Below are 19,143 nucleotides of genomic sequence, written 5' to 3'. Positions count from 1 at the left end.
TGCCATCATGAACCGTGAAGAGATTTTCAACGGGCTCGCCAAGAGCCCGAAGGTGGACGTGTGTGTCCTCGGCGGCGGCATCAACGGCCTCAGCGTCTTTCGCGAGCTGGCGTTGCAAGGGGTGAACGTGCTGCTCATCGAGAAGCACGACTACTGCTCGGGCGCAAGCGCGGCTTTGTCGCGCATGGTGCATGGCGGGCTTCGCTATCTCGAAAACGGCGAATTCAGCCTGGTGCGGGAATCACTCGTCGAGCGTGACCGGTTGCTCAAAAATGCGCCTCACTATGTGGCGCCGTTACCGACGACGGTGCCAATCTTCGATATCTTTTCAGGACTTGCGAATAGCGCCGTGCGGTTCCTCGGGCTGACGCGCCGCCCGAGCCGTCGCGGCGCGATCGCAGTCAAAGTTGGCCTCGGCATCTATGATTTCCTGACGCGCAGGCGGGCGCTCATGCCGCGGCATGCCTTTCGCGGGCGGCGCGCGACGCTCGCTCGTTGGCCGGCGCTCAATCCCCAGATCAAGAGCTCCGCCACCTATTACGACGCCTGGGTCAGCCAGCCGGAACGTCTCGGCATCGAGCTCTTGAAGGACGGTCTCGCCGCCGGTTCTCATGCTCGTGCGATCAATTATGCGCAGCTGCGACTCTCAGCTCCCGGGCAATACGAACTGGAGGACGGCATTACCGGCGCCGTTGCTCCGATCGAGCCCAGCCTCATCATCAATGCCACCGGCGGCTGGATCGATATCGCCAACGGCGCTCTGTTTCCCGCGACGTCAAAGCCGGCACCGTTGATGGGCGGCACCAAGGGATCGCACCTCATCATCGACAACCCAAAGCTCATGCATGCGCTCGATGGCCACATGATCTACTACGAGAACGAGGATGGGCGCATCTGCATCCTTTTCCCGTACCTCGGCAAGGTGCTGGTGGGCTCGACGGACATCCGTGTCGATGATCCATCGACGGTGCGCTGCGAGCGCGACGAGCGCGACTACATCCTGCAATCGCTCGCCTTTGTGCTTCCATCGATCCGGATCCATCCGGAAGAGGTGGTCTTCCAGTTCTCCGGCGTGCGCCCGCTACCGGCGAGCCAGGACAGTTTCACCGGCCGCATCCCGCGTGACCATTTCTGTACGTTCGTGGGTGGAGCCGAAGACGGCGCGCCGGTGCTCTGCATGATCGGCGGCAAGTGGACGACGTTCCGCTCCTTCGGCGAGTTGGCGGCCGACCTCGCGCTGGAGCGACTGGGACGCCAGCGCCGCGTGTCGACCGGCGAGCGCGCGATCGGCGGCGGCCGGCACTTCCCGTCAGATCGAGACGCATGGATCCACGATGTCGCCTTGGCGACCGGCCTTTGCGAGGCGCGGATCGACGTCCTGTTTAAGCGTTACGGAACGGACTCGACGCTGGTCGCCGATTTCATCGCCGGCGGTGCCGATCACGCCCTGCCGCATCCTGGCTATTCGACACGCGAGATGCAGTTCCTGATCCGCAACGAGGAGGTCGAGCATCTCGACGACCTGCTGCTGCGCCGCACAACGCTGGCGATATCAGGTGAGCTCTCGCTTGATATGACCGACGCCGTTCTCGCCTTGCTCGCGACCGAAAAACACTGGCCGCCGGTGCTGGTTGCCGCGGAGCGTAAGCGATTTCTTACCATTCTCACCGAGCGCCATGGCGTCGGCGAGGAAACCCTTTCCGCACGGAATGAACAAAGGAGTGCATTATGCGAAACAACCGCAAGGTCCGGATGAACCGTCTCTTTGGCGGGGGGCGTTGTCTCGATGTGGCGATCGATCATGGCGTCTGCAACGAACCGTCCTTCCTCAACGGCCTCGAGAATATGTCCGCCGTGGTGAAGGCGCTGGTCGCCGCCGCGCCGGACGCGATCCAGATGAATTACGGCCAGGCGGACCTGCTGCAGGATGTGCCCGGCAAGGACAAGCCGGCGCTCGTCATGCGTCTCGACATGGGCAATCCCTACAACCGCATCCGCCACCGGCACATGTGGGCGGTGTTGCAGAACGAGGCGGAGCCGCTGATCGGCGCGCTGGCGATGGACGCGGCCTGCGTCGTCGTCAATCTCTTCATGCTGCCGGATGAGCCGGAACTCTTCCGGCAATGTGTCGTCAACATCTCGCGGGTCAGGGCCGATTGCGAGAAATACGGGATGCCGCTGATGATCGAGCCGCTGGTGATGCAGCCGGTCACCGAACATGGCGGTTACATGGTCGATGGCGATGCCGAGAAGATCGTGACGCTGACCCGGCTCGCGCGCGAAATGGGCGCGGATATCGTCAAGGCGGACCCGACCACCAATGCCGAAGATTTCCACCGGGTCGTTGAGGCAGCGCGCTGCCCGGTTCTGGTGCGCGGCGGCGGCAAGGAGGATTTGCGCAGCGTCTTCGTCAAGTCTTCGGCCTTGATGCGCCAGGGCGCAATGGGCATGGTCTATGGCCGAAACATCTACCAGCACGCCAATCCGAGCGCCGTCGTGCGCGGCCTGATGGCGATTGTGCATGAGGACGCAAGCGGCGAGGAGGCCTACGCGCTCTACCAGCGCGGTTGAGGCTTCGCGATGGGACATTGCTCTGGAAGCGCGAGTCTTCCGTTGACGGAGGAAGCGCTGCTGCTGTGAATACGGCGGCGGCGCTGCATGCAAATGAGTTCAGAACCTTGGGAGGGGTTCGGCGATGGGAGAATATCTGCTCGGGATCGACGCCGGGAACACTGTGATCAAGGCTGTGATCTTCGATCGTCGCGGCAACGAGATCGCGATGGCGGCGGAGGAAGGGCATAGTCATGTGCCGAAACCCGGTCACGTGGAGCGAGGGCTCGGCGAGCTCTGGAATCATGCAAAGGTGGTGATCCGCGCCTGTATCGAGCGCGCCGGTATCCCGGCGAGCGAGATCGTGGCCATCGGCTGCGCCGGCCATGGCAATGGCCTCTATGCCCTCGATCGCGACGGCGAACCGTTACTAGGCATCCAGTCGCTCGACACCCGCGCCGCCGGCCTCGTCGAGGAATGGCAGGCTGAAGGCGTCGGTGAACGCACCTACCCGGTTGCCGGGCAGAGGCCCTGGCCATCACAGACGCCGACGCTGCTTGCCTGGCTGAAGCGCCATCGGCCGGAACTCTTTGCGAGGATCGGTACGGTGTTTCTCTGCAAGGATTTCGTCGTAAATCGTTTGACCGGAGCCCGCGTCAGCGAAGTCTCCGATATGAGTGGTGCGGGCCTGATCGACGTTGCCGCCCGGCGCTACGATGCCGCGCTGATGAAGGCATACGGGCTCGGCGAATGCCTGGGCCTGCTGCCCGATCTCGCCGAGAGCGCCGACATCGTCGGCAGGGTGAGCGAGGATGCCGCGGCGCAAACCGGGCTCGTCAAGGGTACGCCGGTTGTCGGCGGTCTCTTCGACGTCGTCGCCTCGGCGATCGGCTCCGGCGTTACCCGCACTGGCGCGGCCTCCATCATCGCGGGCACCTGGAGCATCAACCAGGTGATCATCGATCAGCCCGATCTATCGAGCCCGCTTTTCATGTCGGCGACCTTCGATCGCAAGCGCTATATGGCGATCGAGGCAAGCGCGACATCGGCTGCCAATCTCGAATGGCTGGTGCGCGAATTCTTTCCGCACGATGCCAGCGACGGCCGATCGCCCTTCGACCTCTGCTGCCAGCTGGCGGCGGAGGTCGAGCCGGCGGCAAACGATCCGCTCTACCATCCATTTCTCTATGGCGCACAGCAGGATGGCAATGCGCGTGCCGGCTTCTACGGTATCGCCGGTTGGCACACGAAGGGCCATCTCGTCCGTGCCGTGCTCGAAGGCGTCGCCTTCGGCCACCGACAGCATATCGCGACACTGCGTGCCGCCGGCGCGCTCTTCGACGAGGCGGTGCTCTCGGGCGGCGGATCGCGTAGTCTCATCTGGCCGCAGATCTTTGCCGACGTGCTTGGTGTGCCGGTCACGGTTGCCCGCTCGCGAGAGACCGGCGCGTTGGGTGCCGCAATCGCGGCTGGTGCCGGGATCGGCCTCTTCGCAGACATCTCCGCCGGTGCTGCCGCAATGGTCCAAACCGAGCGCCACTACCGACCGGATACTGCGCTCAGTGCACACTATGACCGGCGTTTCACGCTCTACGGTGAGATCGCCGCCGCCATGGCGCCGATTTGGCGCCGGCTGGCCACACCCGCGCCATTGGTGAGGGAAGCTGCGGAGTGATCCGGCTTTCGGGGTGGCGCTCTGCCGTTTGCCGGGCCTGCAGGAGGCAGATCCGCTTTCGGGAGGGAGCGTCGGCTTAGCGGGGGCACCGCCGCGCACCCACCGCCTCGTCAGAACCGCATGTTGATGCCGGCCTTGATGACGTGGCTGTTGAGGTCCTTTTCGCTGGAGCCCGAAATGGTGCTGGTGCGGACATCCGGCGTGGTGATGTAGTTGTATTCGATCTTGGCCGAAAGACCGCCGGCAAACGCTTGTTCGATGCCGGCGCCGAGCAGATAGCCGCCCTTGAAGCCCACATCGTTGCGAACGTCGCCGCCTTTCTTGTAATTGGTCATCGCATAGCCGGCGGTACCGTAGACGAGTGTCTGGTCGAAGGTGAGACCGGCCTTCGCCTTGATCGCACCGCGCCATTTTTCCTTGAGCTTGCCGCCATTGACCTTGTGCTCGGTGTCGCCGAGATAGGAGCCCTCGATTTCGGCGCCGACGATGCCGGGACCGGCCTGCATGTTGTAACCGGCCTGGACACCGAGCGCGACGCCGTTGCGATCGGCGAAGGGGTTAGGGCTGCCGGTGAAGCCGAGGCCGCCATGCGCACCGAGATAGGCACCGCTCCAACTAAAGGCTGGCGGATCTTGATAATCGTTCGCGGTGAAGTCGGCCGCCTGGGCCTGCTGGACACCGAGGACGGTTAACAGGGTCAGACTGGACCAGATCGAAAACTTGCTGGAATGCCGCATGATATTGCTCCGTGGATTGGATGGGGCGCCCTTCGCGACGCCTTCGGTCTTCCGTTTCGCGTCTCGTGCCGGGTAGCGCGGTCGCGAAGCTTGGAAGATGCGCATCTTTTGTCGGCTCCACGGATTGCGCCAACATTGCGCAAATCTACTAAGCTGCTGATTTTACTATTAATTATATGTTAACTACGTTCCCCGTGCCGACCCTGGTTTACACGGCAGGCAGATTGATGCGGAAGCAGGCGCCGCCGGAGGGCTCGTCGACGACGGAGATATGGCCCTTGTGGCGGCCAATGATCTCCCTCACCAGATGCAGGCCGAGACCAGCGCCGTGATCGCGCGGCTGCAGGCGATGGAACGGCTCGAAGATTCGTTCGCGCTCGCGTTCGGGAATGCCGGGGCCCTCGTCGGTGACTTCGATCACGCCGCCGCGTTCGACGCGAATGGTGATGAGCCCGCCGGCATGTTCGATGGCATTGCGCACGAGGTTGGTGACGGCGCGCCCGATGGCGCCGGCGTCGCCGCGCACGAGGGCCTGGTCGATGCCAGGAGCGAAGGAAAGGTCGCAACCGGCCGAAAGCGCCAGCGGAGCGAGATCCGCGGCCACGTCTCGGCAGAGCGATACCAGGTCAAGCGAGATGAAGTCCGCGTCATCGCGATCGATCCGTTCGAGATCGAGGAGCTGTTCGGCAAGCCCGGCGATGCGATTGGAATCGATCAGCAGCCGGTTCCTGAGCGGCCCGGCATCCATGCTTTCCAGCCGCGTCTGCAGGATCGCCACCGGGGTCCGGAGTTCATGCGCCGCATCCAGGATGAAACGCTGTCGCCGCTCGTATCCCTCATCGAGCCGCTGCAGGGCGCCGTTGAAAGCCTCGACCAGCGGTCGCACCTCGGCCGGAACGCGGTGATCCGACAGGCGGGCGCCACGGCGATCGACATCGATCTTCCTGGCCTGATCGACCATATCGGAGAGACCGGCAAAGGCGCGCCTGACGATGATCGGGATGGCGAAGGCCGGGATCAGCACGACGATCAACACGATCGGCAGCAGCAGCAGATTTGCCAGCAAGAACACGGCGAAGGACGCGCTCCACAGGCGACCGCCGCCCGCAAGCACCGTGTACGTGCCGCTTTCGGTGCTGACCGAGCGCACGATCGATGAGAGGGTGTAGGGTTCGATGCCGTCTCGTATGTCGCCAAAGGCGATCCGATCCAGGTGCTCGCCGATGTTGCGGTAAGCGTCGGGCACGGGCCCGCTGCGGATTATGTCGCCGCGTTCGTTTCTCGCGATGAACCAGAAATCGGGGGACTCGGCCCGCATGGCGAGCAACTGCGCCGTCTCGACCAGCGTCAGTCCGCCGCCCGGTTCCGATCGGATGGCCCCGGCTGCGACCGAAGCTGCATCGGCATCGAGGAATTTTCCGCCAAGATCGGCACGGGTCAACAACGCCATGAAGCCGGCGATGACCGCCATCAACAAGAGCACCTGAAAGGTGAGGATCTGCCAGATCAGGCGCTTCTTCAACGAGTTGACGGATGACGTGCTCATGGCGAGGGTCTCAGCAAATAGCCGACGCCGCGGATGCTGTGGATCTCCACGCCGGCAGCGGAATCAGCAAGCTTCCGCCGCAGCCGCGAGACATGCGCGTCGAGTGAGTTGGATTGGATCTCGTCATCGTAGCCGTAGACGGACTCCTCCAACGTCGAGCGCTGCACGGTGCGGCCTTGCCGCCGCGCCAGCGTTTCCAGCACCAGCAGTTCTCGGCGCGGCAGGTCGAGCAACTGGCCGTTCACCTGCGCCTGCCTGCCCTCGAAATCGAAGACGAGTTTGCCGATGCGCGCCGTCATGGGGGCGATATCCGGCGAACGCCGCATCAGGGCGCGAATGCGCGCCAACAGTTCTTCGACGGCAAAGGGCTTGGCGAGATAATCGTCGGCGCCCATGTCGAGGCCACGGACACGTTCATCGACCGCGCCGCGCGCGGTCAGAACGATCACGGGAATTCCGGATTTCAGCGCTCGGACGCGTGGGATGAGCGAGAGCCCGTCGCCGTCGGGCAATTGCCGATCAAGAATGATGCCGTCATGCACCCGACTGGTCAGGGCAGTCAATGCATGGTCGAGCGTTGGCGCATGATCCAGGATCATGTCGTAGCGACCGAGCGCGGCGCCGAGCGCCGTCGCCATTTCCAGCTCGTCCTCGACAAGGAGCAGGCGCATTGAATTCTCCGAACACGATTGATGTCGCCTCACGTCTGGTCGACGAGGATTGCAGCAACGTTGCGGCGCATGCGTGCGCAGCGTGTGCCGGTTCTACAGCGCCGCGCGTCTTACAGACGCGCAAAGGTCGCTGTAGCTCTTTGAATTGCTGCATGTCTTTGTCCTTAGATCGAAGTCGATTTAAGGAGACATGCAGTAGCGGGACACGCAAGGGCACGGCAATGCAGCCACGCCCGGCTTTACCGTATCCGGTCGCGGTCGTGTCGGATCGCTAAGGTCGCCAGCGGCGGCTTGCCGCTGGCAGCGACAATTCAAGGGCCGCTGTGGCGCGGCGGCATTGGATACCGTCGCTCCGTGGGGTTTAGGCGACGGCCATTATCCGCTGGAACGCCTCGTAGGCCGCGAGAACCGTTTCCTTCTGGGCGTCGTGGCCGGCGATGAAGGCATCGCCGTAGATGGTTTCATCCGGATATTCGGTGATCAGCGTCAGCGGCGCCGTATGGCGCTCGTCGACAGAGATCATGCAGGGGAAGCCATTGATGATGCGGAAGCCGGTTTCGCCGGCATGGGTCTCGTAAAGCGCGATCTGGGCGTCGTTATAGGCGAGCAGGCCCGGGACGGCGGCGAGCCTCACGGTGACTTCCGCGATCAACTGCTCGGCACGTGCCGCCCATTCGCCATGGTGCCGCATGATCAGGAAGAAGCCCTTGGGCAGGGTCCACATGGCAAAGCCGCGGGGCACGTAACCCGACAGCGGCCGGGTCCACTCATGCGACGGATAGCCGTGCAGATTGACGTGGAGCTGCGCACCGGTCAGGCGCTCGGCCTCTTTACGGATTTCGCGCTCGTTGAGCGCGGTGCCGGTGCGATATTCGAGGTCGTCGCCGAGCGCCGTATAGCGGGCGGCATGGTGCATGTGCAGCGGGTTGTCCGCGCGCAGCCGCTGGTGCACGGCGTAACCGTCGGGGTTTTCGAGCGGCGAGATGGTGAAATGCGTGCCCGGTCGGGCGGCGAGCACTTGAGCGGCGCGAAGTGCGCCGACGATGCCGGTCGTCTCGTTTGGATGCTGACCGCCGCTGATCATCACAGCAGCATCACTTCCCTTGTGATAGCGGGCCTTGACGGACCGGCCGGCACGCGATTGCGCTTCGAACGGCTGCCCGGCGATCGCGGCCAACTCGGCATGGATCTGGGCGACCGTGAGCGGCATTTCAGCGGTTTCGATCGGCTGGGCTTCGCCCTCGGCATCACCTACCTGCAGGGGCCTTGCTTTGACGATGACGGTGGGCCTGCCGACACCGAAGACGATCTCCGGAATGATCTGCCCAGGTTTCAGCCCGCGGTCGCCGAGCGGCCGGCCGGACTTCTTTTGGAAGACTTCGAGCAGCGAGAAGTAGAAATCCTCGTGCAGGGCCTCGCGAAGGCTCACCACCTCTTCGCCGACGGGCAGGCGGAAGTCGGTGATTGGCAGGGTCACGCGGATGTTGAGCTCTTCGAAATAGGGCTCGCTTTCGCCCCAGGCATGATCGGCGATCGCCCGCATGGTGCCGGAAAAGAGACGCTCATAGTCGGTCTCGAGAGGGCATTCGCGGCATTTGTCGCAGCCCTCATCGAGACGGACCCAACCTGTCGGCGACAATAACGTTTCGCCGACGAAATCGGAGTGAATGCGGTTGGGCGCAAAGACGGTATGGTTTTCCTGACGCCCATCGCGGAAGGTCAGCGCGACATCATAGGTAAAGGCGGCCTTGCTGCCGGCCTCGAAGCGGATCTCCGCGTCGCCAACGAGTGCCGCGAGCGGATAAGCTTCCAGCAGGAAGCGGTTCTGCGGCGCGCCTTCATGCTGGGGATAGCTGACGATGACACGGGCGAGCGTCGTGCGATCGACTTCCTCGAGGAAGAAATGCAACAGTGGTTTGTAGGCGCTGCGGAGCTTTGCCTTGACACCGAAGCTCGCGAGCTTCTGTTCGGCTGCCTTGCGGCTGGCGGCATCGTCGAAAAGCCAGGCTTCGAGCTTGGTGCCGCGGGCGGCTTCCTTGCCGTAGGTGGTAAGAAGGGTGTCGAGCGTGCGCTCGAAAGCGCCTTCGAAAATCGTCGTCATCGTGAAGTTCTGCCGGTTGGGTCGAGACTGTCGCGCAGCCAGTCGCCGAGAAGATTGAGGCCGAGAACGGTGAGCAGGATCGCAAGGCCCGGGAAGACGCTGACCCACCAGGCGTTCTGCAGATAGGTGCGGCCGTCGGCAAGCATGCCGCCCCAACTCGGGATCAGCGGGTCGACGCCGAGGCCGAGGAATGTAAGGCTGCTTTCGAGCAGGATGTTGTTGGCGACGTTGAGCGTCATCAACACGATGACCGGCCCGATCAGATTGGGCAGCAGATGCTGGAAGAGAATCTTGTAGTCGCGCACGCCGATGGCACGAGCCGACTGGATGAACTCGCGCTCACGCAGCGACAGCACCGATCCGCGAACGAGCCGGGCATATTGCACCCACTGCGATACGATCAGGAGGATGATGGTATTGGTAAGCCCGCCGCCGACGATGGCGATGAAGGTGATCGCAAGCAGGATGAACGGCAGCGCGAGCTGCACGTCGGCGAAACGCATGACGAGCATGTCCCAGAAGCCACGATAGTAGCCGGAGACGAGCCCCATGATCACGCCGACGACGACGGCGCCGGCAACCGAGGTCAGACCGACGAGCAGCGAGATCTTACCGCCGGCGACCACGCGGGCGAGCACGTCACGCCCCAGCGGGTCGGTGCCGAGCGGATGCGCCCAGTTGACGAAGGGCGGGGTGAGGCGCGCCATCAGGTCGATCTTGTCGACACCTCCCGGAAAAAGCACGCCGGAGAAGATGACGGCGAGGCAGATGCTGCCGGTCAGGAAAGCGCCGAGGATGAATTCGAGGTTGCGGAAACGGGCGAAACGGGCGCTGGCGGCCTTGGTGGTCATCGGCTCACTCCGTCCGGATGCGTGGATCGACGAGGCCGTAGGCGATGTCGACCAAGAGGTTGACGAACACGATCATCAGCGAAAGCACGGTAATGACGGCTTGAAGCACGGGGTAGTCGCGCGAAGCGACCGCGTCGAAGGCGAGCGTGCCCATGCCCGGCCAGTTGAAGACGAGCTCAACGACGACGATGCCGCCAAGCAGGCCGCCGAATTGGAGGCCGAAATAGGTGATCAGCGGGATCGCGCAGTTACGCAAGGCATGTTTGTAGAGCACCTTGCTCTCACTGAGGCCTTTGGCGCGGGCGACCATGATGTATTGCGACTGCAGCGTTTCCAGCATGGCGGTGCGCACCAGTCGCACGTTCGTCGCCGTCAGGATGATGCCCATGGTCAGCGCCGGCATGATGAAGCTTGCAAAGCCGTCCATGCCGCTCGGCGGCAGCCATTTGAGCACGATCGAGAAGAGCAGCACCAGCATGATCGCCAGCCAGAAGTTCGGGAAGGAAAGCCCGATCAGCGACAGGATACGGATCGTCTGGTCGGCCCATTTGCCGCGGGCGACGGCGGCACGGATGCCGAGCGGAATGGAGATGGCGATCGAGACGATCAGCGAGGCGAAGGCAAGCAGCATGGTCGCTGGCAAGGCCGAGGCGATCAGTTGCGAAACGGGCGTGCCGCCGAGGAAGGAGCGGCCGAAATCGAGCGTGAACAGGCCTTTGATGAAATCAAAATACTGCGCCAGGAACGGCTGGTTGAGGCCGAGCCCTTCGCGGATGCGCACGAGGTCTTCCTCGGTGACGCTGCCGGCGCCCTGCGCCAGCATCAGTGCGGGGTCACCGGTGAACCGAATGGCATAGGAGACGGTCAGCGTCACGACGAACACGACGAAGACCGCCTGCAGAAAACGTTTGATCAGAAATCCGGCCAAGTGACCCGCCCTTTTTAAAAGTGGTCCGCCGCCTCACGGGGTAAAGCGGCGGACCGGATTGTTTACTCGACCGTCACGTCCGTCAGCCGCAGGCGGCTGTCCGGTACTGGCGCGAAGTTCTTGACCCGCTTGCTCACGCCGAAGATGGCGTTGAGGTTATAGAGCGGCATTTCGAGCGCGCGGTCGGCGGCGTAATTGGCAATCTGCTTGAGGATCTCCTCGCGCTTGGCACGATCGGTGATCGAACGCTGGGATTCGAGCAGCTTGTCGAGATCCGCGTCCTTGTCGTAGGGGTTCCACTTTTCGCCGGAGTGGTACATCGAATAGGCGGTGTTGTCATAGTCGAGCGTCCAGCCGCCCCAGGACTGCTGGAACATCGCGCCGGTCTTGCCGGCCGGGATGATGTCGTTCAGGAGAACGTTGGTTTCGTAAGGCTTGATCGTCGCGTTGATGCCGATGAGCTGCAGGTAGCTCGCGATTGCCTGCACCACTTCGTTGAAGGTCGCGTCGTTACCGCGAACGTCGATCTGCACCGAGGCACCGGGTGCTACGCCGGCTTCCTTCAGCAGCGCCTTGGCCTGTTCCGGATCATAAGGCAGCGGCTTCATCGCCGGGTCGAAGCCGAAGGAGAGCTTACCCTGGAAGCTGGCGATCGGGTCCGCCTGGCCGCCGAGGATCGACTGGATGATCGTGTCGCGGTCGACGCCGAGGATCAGCGCCTTTCGGACCTTCGGATCCTTGGTGATGCCGTCGCGCGTGTTGAAGCGCAGCGCGTAGACCGTCGGTCCCGGGCCGGTGACGATTTCGAGGTTGCTGTCGTCCTGGATGGTCGGGATCATACCGATCGGAATGGTCGGTGGGATGACGAGATCGACGCGGCCGGCCTGCAGTTCAGCGACGGCGGTCGCCGGCTCCGAGATGAAGCGGTAGTTGAGGTTCGAGAGCTTCGGCGCGCCGCCCCAATGGTCGGCAAAGGCTTCGAGCTTGATCCCGACCTTCGGCTCATAGGAGACGAACTTGAACGGGCCGGTACCGACCGGATGGGCGTTGAAATAGTCCTCGCCCTTTTCCTTTATGTAGTTCGGCGGCACGATCATCGCGCCATAGCCGGCAAGCTTGGTGAGCAGCACCGGGTCTGGAGTCTTGAGAACAAGATCCACGGTCTTCTCGTCGACGATCTCGACCTTCTCGATCACGGCATAGTTGGACTTCTGCGGGCCCTTCGAGCCTTCCTCGCCGAGCAGGCGGTCAAAGGTGAATTTCACCGCTTCGGCGTTGAAGGGCTCACCATTGTGGAACTTGACGCCCTCGCGCAGCTTGAAGCGCAGGCGCTTGCCGCCGTCGAGCTCTTCCCACGACGTGGCAAGGCCGGGCACGAGCTTGAGATCCGGACCGCGATAGGTGAGGCCATCGTAGATGTTGGTGGCAACGGATGCCCAGTTGACGAGGAAGGTGTCGACCGGGTCCCAGCTTCCCGGATCCTGCGGCGACGATACCGTCAGCGTGCCGGCGGCAGAGGCTGGGGCTGCGGTCATGAAACTGCCGGTCATCGCGAGCGCGATGAAAGCGGCCTGAATCCCCTTTTTGTTGATCATTTACTCACTCCTGTTTCGACAGCCTTCTCTAGGAAAGAAAGCGGCTTACGCGTCCACGGCCACGAAATGGCCAGGGGCGATTTCTTTGCGCGGAAGGACCACGGGTTCGTTGCCGACACGGCGGATAGGGCTCGGGATTTCGCCCTCCAGCATCGCGCGCTCACGGCCCTTGCCGGGCTCGGCGACGGGGACGGCCGAAAGCAGCCGGCGCGTATAGGGATGGGATGGCGTTTCAAACACTTGGCTGCGGCTGCCGAACTCCATCACTTGGCCGAGATAGAGCACGGCGACGCGGTGGCTCATGCGTTCGACCACCGCCATGTCGTGGCTGATGAAGAGATAGGCGAGGCCTTCCTGTTCCTGCAGTTCCATGAACAGGTTGATGATCTGCGCCTGGATGGAGACATCAAGCGCCGAAAGCGCCTCGTCGGCGATGATCAGCTTGGGGCGAGAGGCAAGCGCGCGGGCGATGCACACGCGCTGACGCTGGCCGCCGGAAAATTCGTGCGGATAGCGCTTGGCGTGCGCCACCGTCAGGCCGACGCGCTCCAAGAGTTCGTGAACGCGCTTTTCGATGTCCTTCTCGCCAAGGATCAGGCTATGGGTACGGATCGGCTCGGCGATCGAGAAGCCCACGGTCTTGCGCGGATCGAGCGAGGCGAAGGGATCCTGGAAGATGTACTGGATTTCCTGCTTCAGCCGCTGCCGCTCAGCATAGCTCATGGCCGAGACCGGGCGGCCGCCGAAGAGGATCTCGCCCGATGTCGCGGCCTGGAGCTGCTGGATCGTGCGGCCGATCGTCGATTTCCCCGAGCCGGATTCACCGACGAGCGCCAGGGTCTCGCCCGGGAAGATTTCGAAGCTGACGTTTTCGATGGCATGCACGCGGTGCGTCGCCTTGCCGAAGAGGTTCTTGCGCACGTCGAAGCGGGTCACGAGATCGCGCACCGAGAGGATCGGTGCGGTTTCGTAACGGGCGGTGCGCTGGATATGGACGTCGCCGACGCGCTTCGGCTCGCCGTCCACCATGACGGTCAACGGCAGGCGCTTCGGGAATTCCTCGCCCGCCATGCTGCCGAGTTTCGGCACGGCGGAAAGCAGCGTCTGGGTATAGGGGTGCTTGGGCGCGGCGAAGATCTCGCCGACGGGACCTTCCTCGACCTTGCGGCCCTTCCACATGACAACGACGTCGTCGGCCATCTCGGCGACCACGCCCATGTCGTGGGTGATGAAGATCACCGCCATGCCGAGTTCCTTCTGCAGGTCTCGGATGATCGTCAGGATTTGCGCCTGGATGGTAACGTCGAGTGCCGTGGTCGGCTCGTCAGCGATCAGCAGCTTCGGCCGGCAGGCGAGCGCCATGGCGATCATGACGCGCTGGCGCATGCCACCGGAAAGCTGGTGCGGATAGCGGCCGATCAGCTCGGCGGAATCGGGAAGCCGCACCATGTCGAGCAGACGGCGCGTCTCGGCGAGTGCTTCTGCCTTCGTCATCTTCTCGTGCAGCATCAGCACTTCGGCGACCTGGTCGCCGATGGTGAAGACCGGGTTCAGCGACGTCATCGGCTCCTGGAAGATCATTGCGATCTCTTTGCCGCGGATGGCGCGCATGGTCTTCTGCGGCGCGGCGGTCAGGTCGATCTCGCCGTCCTTGCCGCGAAACAGGATGCGTCCCGTCGGGAACTGGCCGCCCATCATGTCGGCAAGCCGCATGATGGAGAGCGAGGTCACCGATTTGCCGGAGCCGGACTCGCCGACGATCGCGAGCGTGCGTCCCGCCGTCACGGCGAAGCTCAGGTCTTCCACGACCGGATTGCCGTTGAAGGCGACGGAAAGCTTCTCAACGGCAAGCAGTGGCGCAGGCGTATCGACGGTCACGCGGTCTTCCTCGTTACAATGTGGTCGCGGCGCGCGCGGACTGTTCATAGGCGCCCGACATGAAACGCAGGACGGCGGCGATCTCGGAAAGCGTCTCCTCGGAAGGGCGCGCTTTGGCGGTAGAGGAAACCAGCAGGCGCTCGCGGATCTGGGCGTAGCGCGTACAGGCCTCTGCCCCCTTGTCAGTGATGCGGATGGTCTTTTCCTTGCCTTCTTTGCCCGTCGTCACCAGGCCGGCGGCTTCGAGCTTGCGGATGGCATAGGTCGCGACATGAGTGTCTTCGATATCGAGCACCAGGCAGATGTCAGCGAGTTTCTTGCCGCGATCGCGATGGCGGATCGTGTGCAGGATCAGGATTTCAATCGCGGAAAGACCGGGTACGCCGGCGGCTGCCATGCAGCGTATCATCCAGCGGTGAAAGGCATGCGATGCGAGGATCAGCCCGTACTCCACTTCGGAGAGCCCGGGGGAGCCGCCTTCGGCAAGGTGCGCGGAAGAGACAATTGGGCCGATGGCCGCGACGGGCTTTAGGTGTTCGGGCAGGGCATTTTCGGCCCATTCCCGACCTTCGAAGCTCTCCTCCGACTTCTTCGTCATTCAGCTCTTCCTCATCTTGACGATTTTATGTCATCATTTTATCGACATTTTGTCAACGAACTGCTTTGATGAATTTCCGGGCTTCCGCAGCGATAATGATGCGGCTCGCGAACGAGAGGGATGGACAATGAGCGCACGCGAAACCGGCAGTTGGGACTTCTGGATCGACCGCGGCGGCACCTTCACCGATGTTATCGGTCGCGATCCTGAGGGGATGCTGCATGCGCGCAAGGTGCTTTCGGAAAATCCGGAAGCCTATCGCGACGCCGCCGTCCAGGGCATCCGTCTGCATCTCGGCCTTGCGACCGGTGCTGCGATCCCGACCGGCCTCATTGGCGAAGTGCGCATGGGAACGACGGTCGCCACCAACGCCCTGCTCGAGCGCAAGGGTGAACCGCTGGCGCTGGTGACCACCAAGGGTTTCCGCGATGCCCTGAAAATCGGCTATCAGGAGCGCAAGAAGATCTTCGCCACCGAAATCATCAAGCCGGAAGCGCTCTATCAGGACATTGTCGAGCTCGACGAACGTGTTCTGGCCGACGGCGTTGTCGAGCAGCCTCTTGATGAAGCAAGGGCGCGCGCGGCACTCGAAGACCTCAAGGGCAAGGGCTACAAGGCCGTCGCCATCGTCTTCATGCATGCCTATAAATATCCCGAGCATGAGGCGACCGTCGCCCGGATTGCGCGCGAGCTTGGCTTCGAACAGGTCTCCGTCAGCCACGAAATCTCGCCGCTGATCAAGTATGTCGGGCGCGGCGACACCACTGTGATCGACGCCTATCTCTCCCCGGTCCTTCGCCGCTACGTCGCTCAGGTTTCGAGCGAACTCGACGTCGCGCGCACCGGTGCGCGCGTCATGTTCATGATGTCGTCGGGCGGCCTGACTGCGGCCGATATGTTCCAGGGCAAGGATGCGATCCTCTCCGGCCCGGCCGGCGGCGTGGTCGGCCTTGCCAAAACTGGTGAAGCCGCAGGCTTCGATCGTGTTATCGGCTTCGATATGGGCGGGACCTCGACCGACGTCGCCCATTTCGACGGTGAATATGAACGCGCGTTTGAGACCGAAGTGGCCGGTGTGCGGGTGCGTGCGCCGATGATGTTGATCCACACGGTGGCGGCCGGCGGTGGCTCGATCCTGCATTTCGACGGCGAGCGTTTTCGCGTCGGTCCCGATTCAGCCGGTGCCAATCCCGGTCCTGCCTGCTACCGCAACGGCGGCCCGCTCGCGGTCACCGATGCCAATGTCATGCTCGGCAAGCTGCTGCCGGAGTTCTTCCCGGCGCTTTTCGGCCCGAACCAGGACGAACGCCTTGACGTCGAGACCGTGCGCGACCGTTTCGCTGCGATGGCAGCCGAGATCGGCGATGGTCGAAGCCCCGAGGATGTCGCCGATGGTTTCATCCGCATCGCGGTTGCAAATATGGTCGAGGCGATCAAGAAGATTTCCGTACAGCGCGGCTATGACGTGACGCGCTATGCGCTGAGCTGCTTCGGTGGCGCCGGTGGGCAGCACGCCTGCCTGGTTGCCGATCAGCTCGGCATGAAGAGCATTCTCGTACACCCGATGTCAGGCCTGCTTTCGGCCTATGGCATGGGTCTTGCGGATATCCGCGCCACGCGCCAGAAGGCGCTCGGCGTCCCGCTCGATGACAAGGCGCCGGCGGCGCTTGGCGCCCTCGGCGCAGAACTGGAAGTCGAATGCCTCGGCGAACTCGAAGCGCAAGGTATTCCCCGCGACGCGATCCGTACGCACCTGCGCGCCCATATCCGCTATGCCGGCACGGATACGGTGCTCGCCGTCGAGGCGACATTCCCTGATCATGATGACATCACCCGCCTGCGCGCCGAGTTCGAGATCCTGCACAAGCGCCGCTTCGGCTTTGTCGCGGAGAACAAGGCGCTGGTCATCGATGCCGTCGAAGTCGAGACGGTCGGCGGCGGTGCCGCCCAGATGGAACGCGAAGGCGGCTCGGTCACCGAGGGAACGCCGGCTATCGCGCGGCGTACCCGCTTTTATTCGCAGGGCCAGTTCCATGATGCGCCGGTCCTATTGCGCGCGGAGATCGCCCCCGGCCAGCGGCTCGAGGGTCCGGCGATCATCATCGAGCCGAACCAGACCATCGTTGTCGAGGATGGCTGGGAGGCGGAGCTGACGGCCAAGGACCATATCGTGCTCACCCGCGTGAAGGCTCTCAAGCAGCAGAGTGCGATCGGCACCCATGCCGATCCGGTCATGCTGGAGATCTTCAACAACCTTTTCATGTCGATCGCCGAGCAGATGGGCGTGACGCTGCAGAACACCGCCTATTCCGTGAACATCAAGGAGCGGCTCGATTTCTCCTGCGCCGTCTTCGACAACCGGGGCAACCTCGTCGCCAACGCGCCGCACATGCCGGTGCATCTCGGCTCCATGGATGCGTCGGTCGCGACCGCGATCCGCGAGAACCCGGTGATCCGGCCAGGCGATGTGTTCCTCATCAACGCACCCTATAACGGTGGCACGCATCTGCCTGACCTCACCGTCTGCACGCCCGTCTTCGACGACGCCGGCAAGGAGATCCGTTTCTGGGTCGCAAGCCGTGGCCATCATGCCGACATCGGCGGCATATCGCCGGGCTCGATGTCGCCGCTTGCCACCAACATCGAGGAAGAGGGCGTCTATATCGACAACTTCAAGCTCATCGATGCTGGTCGCTTTTGTGAGGAGGAGCTCGAAGCGCTCCTCAATGGCGCGCGCTACCCGGTGCGCAACATCCTGCAGAACGTCAACGATCTGAAGGCGCAGGTGGCTGCCAACGAGAAAGGCGTCGCCGAACTCAAGAAGATGATCACCCAGTTCGGCGAAGACGTGGTCGAGGCCTATATGGGCCACGTCCAGGACAATGCCGCCGAGAGCGTCCGCCGTGTGCTCGACCAATTGCCGGATGGCGAATTCTCCTACGAGATGGACCAGGGCTGCAGCATCGTGGTCAGGATCACCGTCGACCGCGACAAGCGCGAGGCAACGGTCGATTTCACGGGCACGTCCGAGCAGCGCGGTGACAATTTCAACGCGCCGGGGCCGGTGACCCGCGCGGCGGTGCTCTATGTCTTCCGCGTCCTCGTCGAGGCCGATATCCCGATGAATGCAGGCTGCCTGCGTCCGATCCACATCGTCATCCCCGAGGGCACGATGCTGACGCCGCGCTATCCGGCCGCCGTCGTCGCCGGTAACGTCGAGGTCAGCCAGGCAGTGACCAACTGCCTGTTCGGTGCGGTCCAGAGCCAGGCGGCCGCCCAAGGTACGATGAACAATCTCACCTTCGGCAACCAGAACTACCAATATTACGAGACCATCTGCTCCGGCGCTCCCGCTGGCCCCGGCTATGGCGGCGCCGACGCGGTCCATACCCACATGACCAACTCGCGCCTCACCGATCCGGAGATCCTCGAAACCCGCTTCCCGGTGGTACTCGAAGACTTCCACATTCGCGTCGGTTCGGGCGGTCGGGGCCAATGGAATGCCGGCAATGGCACGAAGCGCACGATCCGTGCCCGCGAGACGCTGGATTTCGCCATCCTCTCCGGCCATCGCCGTATAGCGCCCTTCGGCATCAAGGGCGGTAGCCCGGGCGAGCTTGGCCGCAACCTCGTGCGCCGCAATGACGGCCGGACGGAGGAGTTGCCCGGTTGCGCCCACACGATTCTTAAGGCCGGCGAAGCCTTTACCGTGGTGACGCCGACCGGCGGCGGCTACGGCCGGCCGTAAGTCTCGAAGAATAACGATCTCCCAAGACTGCTGCGGCGGTCTGCGGGCGGACGAGGAATCGTCCGCCCGCTTTTGTTTGGTTCCGGCCCACTGCCAGTTTTGCTGCGCCTGCGAAAAGCAGCAGGCGCTTCCTTAACCCTAATTTAAATTCGAAATTACTAAGTACTCATTGGTCAGTGCGCGCCCCGGTTTCTCCCTTTCGGGCGCAGCAAACAGCCGGTCCTCCTCCCGCCGGTATGGCTGACCATGTCCTCCCAACAACGCG

13 protein-coding genes are annotated in these 19,143 nt (G+C 63.2%); 4 read left to right on the top strand and 9 right to left on the bottom strand.

The genetic code is table 11. The features are described from left to right. The first annotated feature begins 7 nt into the window (after positions 1-7). The 3 genes from AC1Z3V_RS04340 (at position 8) to AC1Z3V_RS04330 (ending at position 4,225) form a co-directional block, all read left to right on the top strand. Positions 8-1,756, top strand: a complete 1,749-nt coding sequence (locus AC1Z3V_RS04340) for a glycerol-3-phosphate dehydrogenase/oxidase (protein ID WP_483497424.1) — start codon at positions 8-10, stop codon at positions 1,754-1,756. Next, entirely contained in the window at positions 1,729-2,571 is an 843-nt protein-coding gene (locus AC1Z3V_RS04335; RefSeq protein ID WP_483497422.1) for a class I fructose-bisphosphate aldolase, read from the top strand. Before AC1Z3V_RS04340 ends, AC1Z3V_RS04335 begins: the two co-directional genes overlap by 28 nt. Positions 2,572-2,695: 124 nt before the next feature. Next, the gene (locus tag AC1Z3V_RS04330) at positions 2,696-4,225 is read left to right on the top strand and encodes an FGGY-family carbohydrate kinase (RefSeq protein WP_483497420.1); all 1,530 of its coding nucleotides are present in this window, start codon (positions 2,696-2,698) and stop codon (positions 4,223-4,225) included. Positions 4,226-4,335: 110 nt separating this feature from the next. On the opposite strand, the gene AC1Z3V_RS04325 is transcribed toward AC1Z3V_RS04330, so the two are convergent. From AC1Z3V_RS04325 to AC1Z3V_RS04285, 9 genes are all read right to left on the bottom strand, one after another. After that, on the bottom strand, positions 4,336-4,962 hold the full coding sequence (locus AC1Z3V_RS04325; protein WP_429813924.1) for an outer membrane protein: 627 nt from the start codon (positions 4,960-4,962) through the stop codon (positions 4,336-4,338). A gap of 208 nt (positions 4,963-5,170) precedes the next feature. Continuing rightward, positions 5,171-6,508 (bottom strand): sensor histidine kinase, encoded by a 1,338-nt coding sequence (locus tag AC1Z3V_RS04320; RefSeq protein WP_483497418.1) that lies wholly within the window; start codon positions 6,506-6,508, stop codon positions 5,171-5,173. Continuing rightward, a complete protein-coding gene (locus AC1Z3V_RS04315; protein ID WP_483497417.1) occupies positions 6,505-7,179 on the bottom strand; it encodes a response regulator transcription factor in 675 nt (224 codons plus the stop codon). Before AC1Z3V_RS04315 ends, AC1Z3V_RS04320 begins: the two co-directional genes overlap by 4 nt. Positions 7,180-7,540: 361 nt before the next feature. Then, on the bottom strand, positions 7,541-9,280 hold the full coding sequence (locus AC1Z3V_RS04310) for a M14 family metallopeptidase (RefSeq protein WP_483497415.1): 1,740 nt from the start codon (positions 9,278-9,280) through the stop codon (positions 7,541-7,543). Beyond that, complete coding sequence (locus tag AC1Z3V_RS04305) at positions 9,277-10,131, bottom strand: ABC transporter permease (RefSeq protein ID WP_429813913.1); 855 nt, start codon at positions 10,129-10,131, stop codon at positions 9,277-9,279. The genes AC1Z3V_RS04310 and AC1Z3V_RS04305 overlap by 4 nt, the downstream gene beginning before the upstream one ends. Before the next feature lie 4 nt (positions 10,132-10,135). Then, positions 10,136-11,059: an ABC transporter permease gene (locus AC1Z3V_RS04300; protein WP_173519662.1), complete on the bottom strand. Its 924-nt coding sequence runs from the start codon at positions 11,057-11,059 to the stop codon at positions 10,136-10,138. A gap of 62 nt (positions 11,060-11,121) precedes the next feature. Next, complete coding sequence (locus AC1Z3V_RS04295; protein WP_483499550.1) at positions 11,122-12,609, bottom strand: ABC transporter substrate-binding protein; 1,488 nt, start codon at positions 12,607-12,609, stop codon at positions 11,122-11,124. A 90-nt stretch (positions 12,610-12,699) separates the two neighbouring features. After that, the gene (locus AC1Z3V_RS04290; RefSeq protein WP_483497413.1) at positions 12,700-14,580 is read right to left on the bottom strand and encodes an ABC transporter ATP-binding protein; all 1,881 of its coding nucleotides are present in this window, start codon (positions 14,578-14,580) and stop codon (positions 12,700-12,702) included. After that, on the bottom strand, positions 14,546-15,130 hold the full coding sequence (locus AC1Z3V_RS04285) for a winged helix DNA-binding protein (protein WP_173519665.1): 585 nt from the start codon (positions 15,128-15,130) through the stop codon (positions 14,546-14,548). The genes AC1Z3V_RS04290 and AC1Z3V_RS04285 overlap by 35 nt, the downstream gene beginning before the upstream one ends. A 127-nt stretch (positions 15,131-15,257) precedes the next feature. On the opposite strand from AC1Z3V_RS04285, the gene AC1Z3V_RS04280 reads away from it, so the two are divergent. Next, positions 15,258-18,878 carry a hydantoinase B/oxoprolinase family protein gene (locus AC1Z3V_RS04280; protein ID WP_483497411.1) on the top strand — a complete coding sequence of 1,207 codons (3,621 nt, stop codon included), beginning with the start codon at positions 15,258-15,260 and terminating at the stop codon, positions 18,876-18,878. Positions 18,879-19,143 lie beyond the last annotated feature (265 nt).

This window comes from Ensifer sp. 38_S197 (genome assembly GCF_056924495.1).
Note: the sequence above shows the minus strand (reverse complement) of the source record. Positions and strands in the feature narration are given on the sequence as shown.

Coding starts and splice junctions, on each gene's coding strand:
- AC1Z3V_RS04340 (WP_483497424.1), top strand. CDS start 8: ATGAACCGTGAAGAGATTTTCAACGGGCTCGCCAAGAGCCCGAAGGTG.
- AC1Z3V_RS04285 (WP_173519665.1), bottom strand. CDS start 15,130: ATGACGAAGAAGTCGGAGGAGAGCTTCGAAGGTCGGGAATGGGCCGAA.
- AC1Z3V_RS04335 (WP_483497422.1), top strand. CDS start 1,729: ATGCGAAACAACCGCAAGGTCCGGATGAACCGTCTCTTTGGCGGGGGG.
- AC1Z3V_RS04295 (WP_483499550.1), bottom strand. CDS start 12,609: ATGACCGGCAGTTTCATGACCGCAGCCCCAGCCTCTGCCGCCGGCACG.
- AC1Z3V_RS04305 (WP_429813913.1), bottom strand. CDS start 10,131: ATGACCACCAAGGCCGCCAGCGCCCGTTTCGCCCGTTTCCGCAACCTC.
- AC1Z3V_RS04330 (WP_483497420.1), top strand. CDS start 2,696: ATGGGAGAATATCTGCTCGGGATCGACGCCGGGAACACTGTGATCAAG.
- AC1Z3V_RS04325 (WP_429813924.1), bottom strand. CDS start 4,962: ATGCGGCATTCCAGCAAGTTTTCGATCTGGTCCAGTCTGACCCTGTTA.
- AC1Z3V_RS04320 (WP_483497418.1), bottom strand. CDS start 6,508: ATGAGCACGTCATCCGTCAACTCGTTGAAGAAGCGCCTGATCTGGCAG.
- AC1Z3V_RS04280 (WP_483497411.1), top strand. CDS start 15,258: ATGAGCGCACGCGAAACCGGCAGTTGGGACTTCTGGATCGACCGCGGC.
- AC1Z3V_RS04290 (WP_483497413.1), bottom strand. CDS start 14,580: ATGAACAGTCCGCGCGCGCCGCGACCACATTGTAACGAGGAAGACCGC.
- AC1Z3V_RS04315 (WP_483497417.1), bottom strand. CDS start 7,179: ATGCGCCTGCTCCTTGTCGAGGACGAGCTGGAAATGGCGACGGCGCTC.
- AC1Z3V_RS04310 (WP_483497415.1), bottom strand. CDS start 9,280: ATGACGACGATTTTCGAAGGCGCTTTCGAGCGCACGCTCGACACCCTT.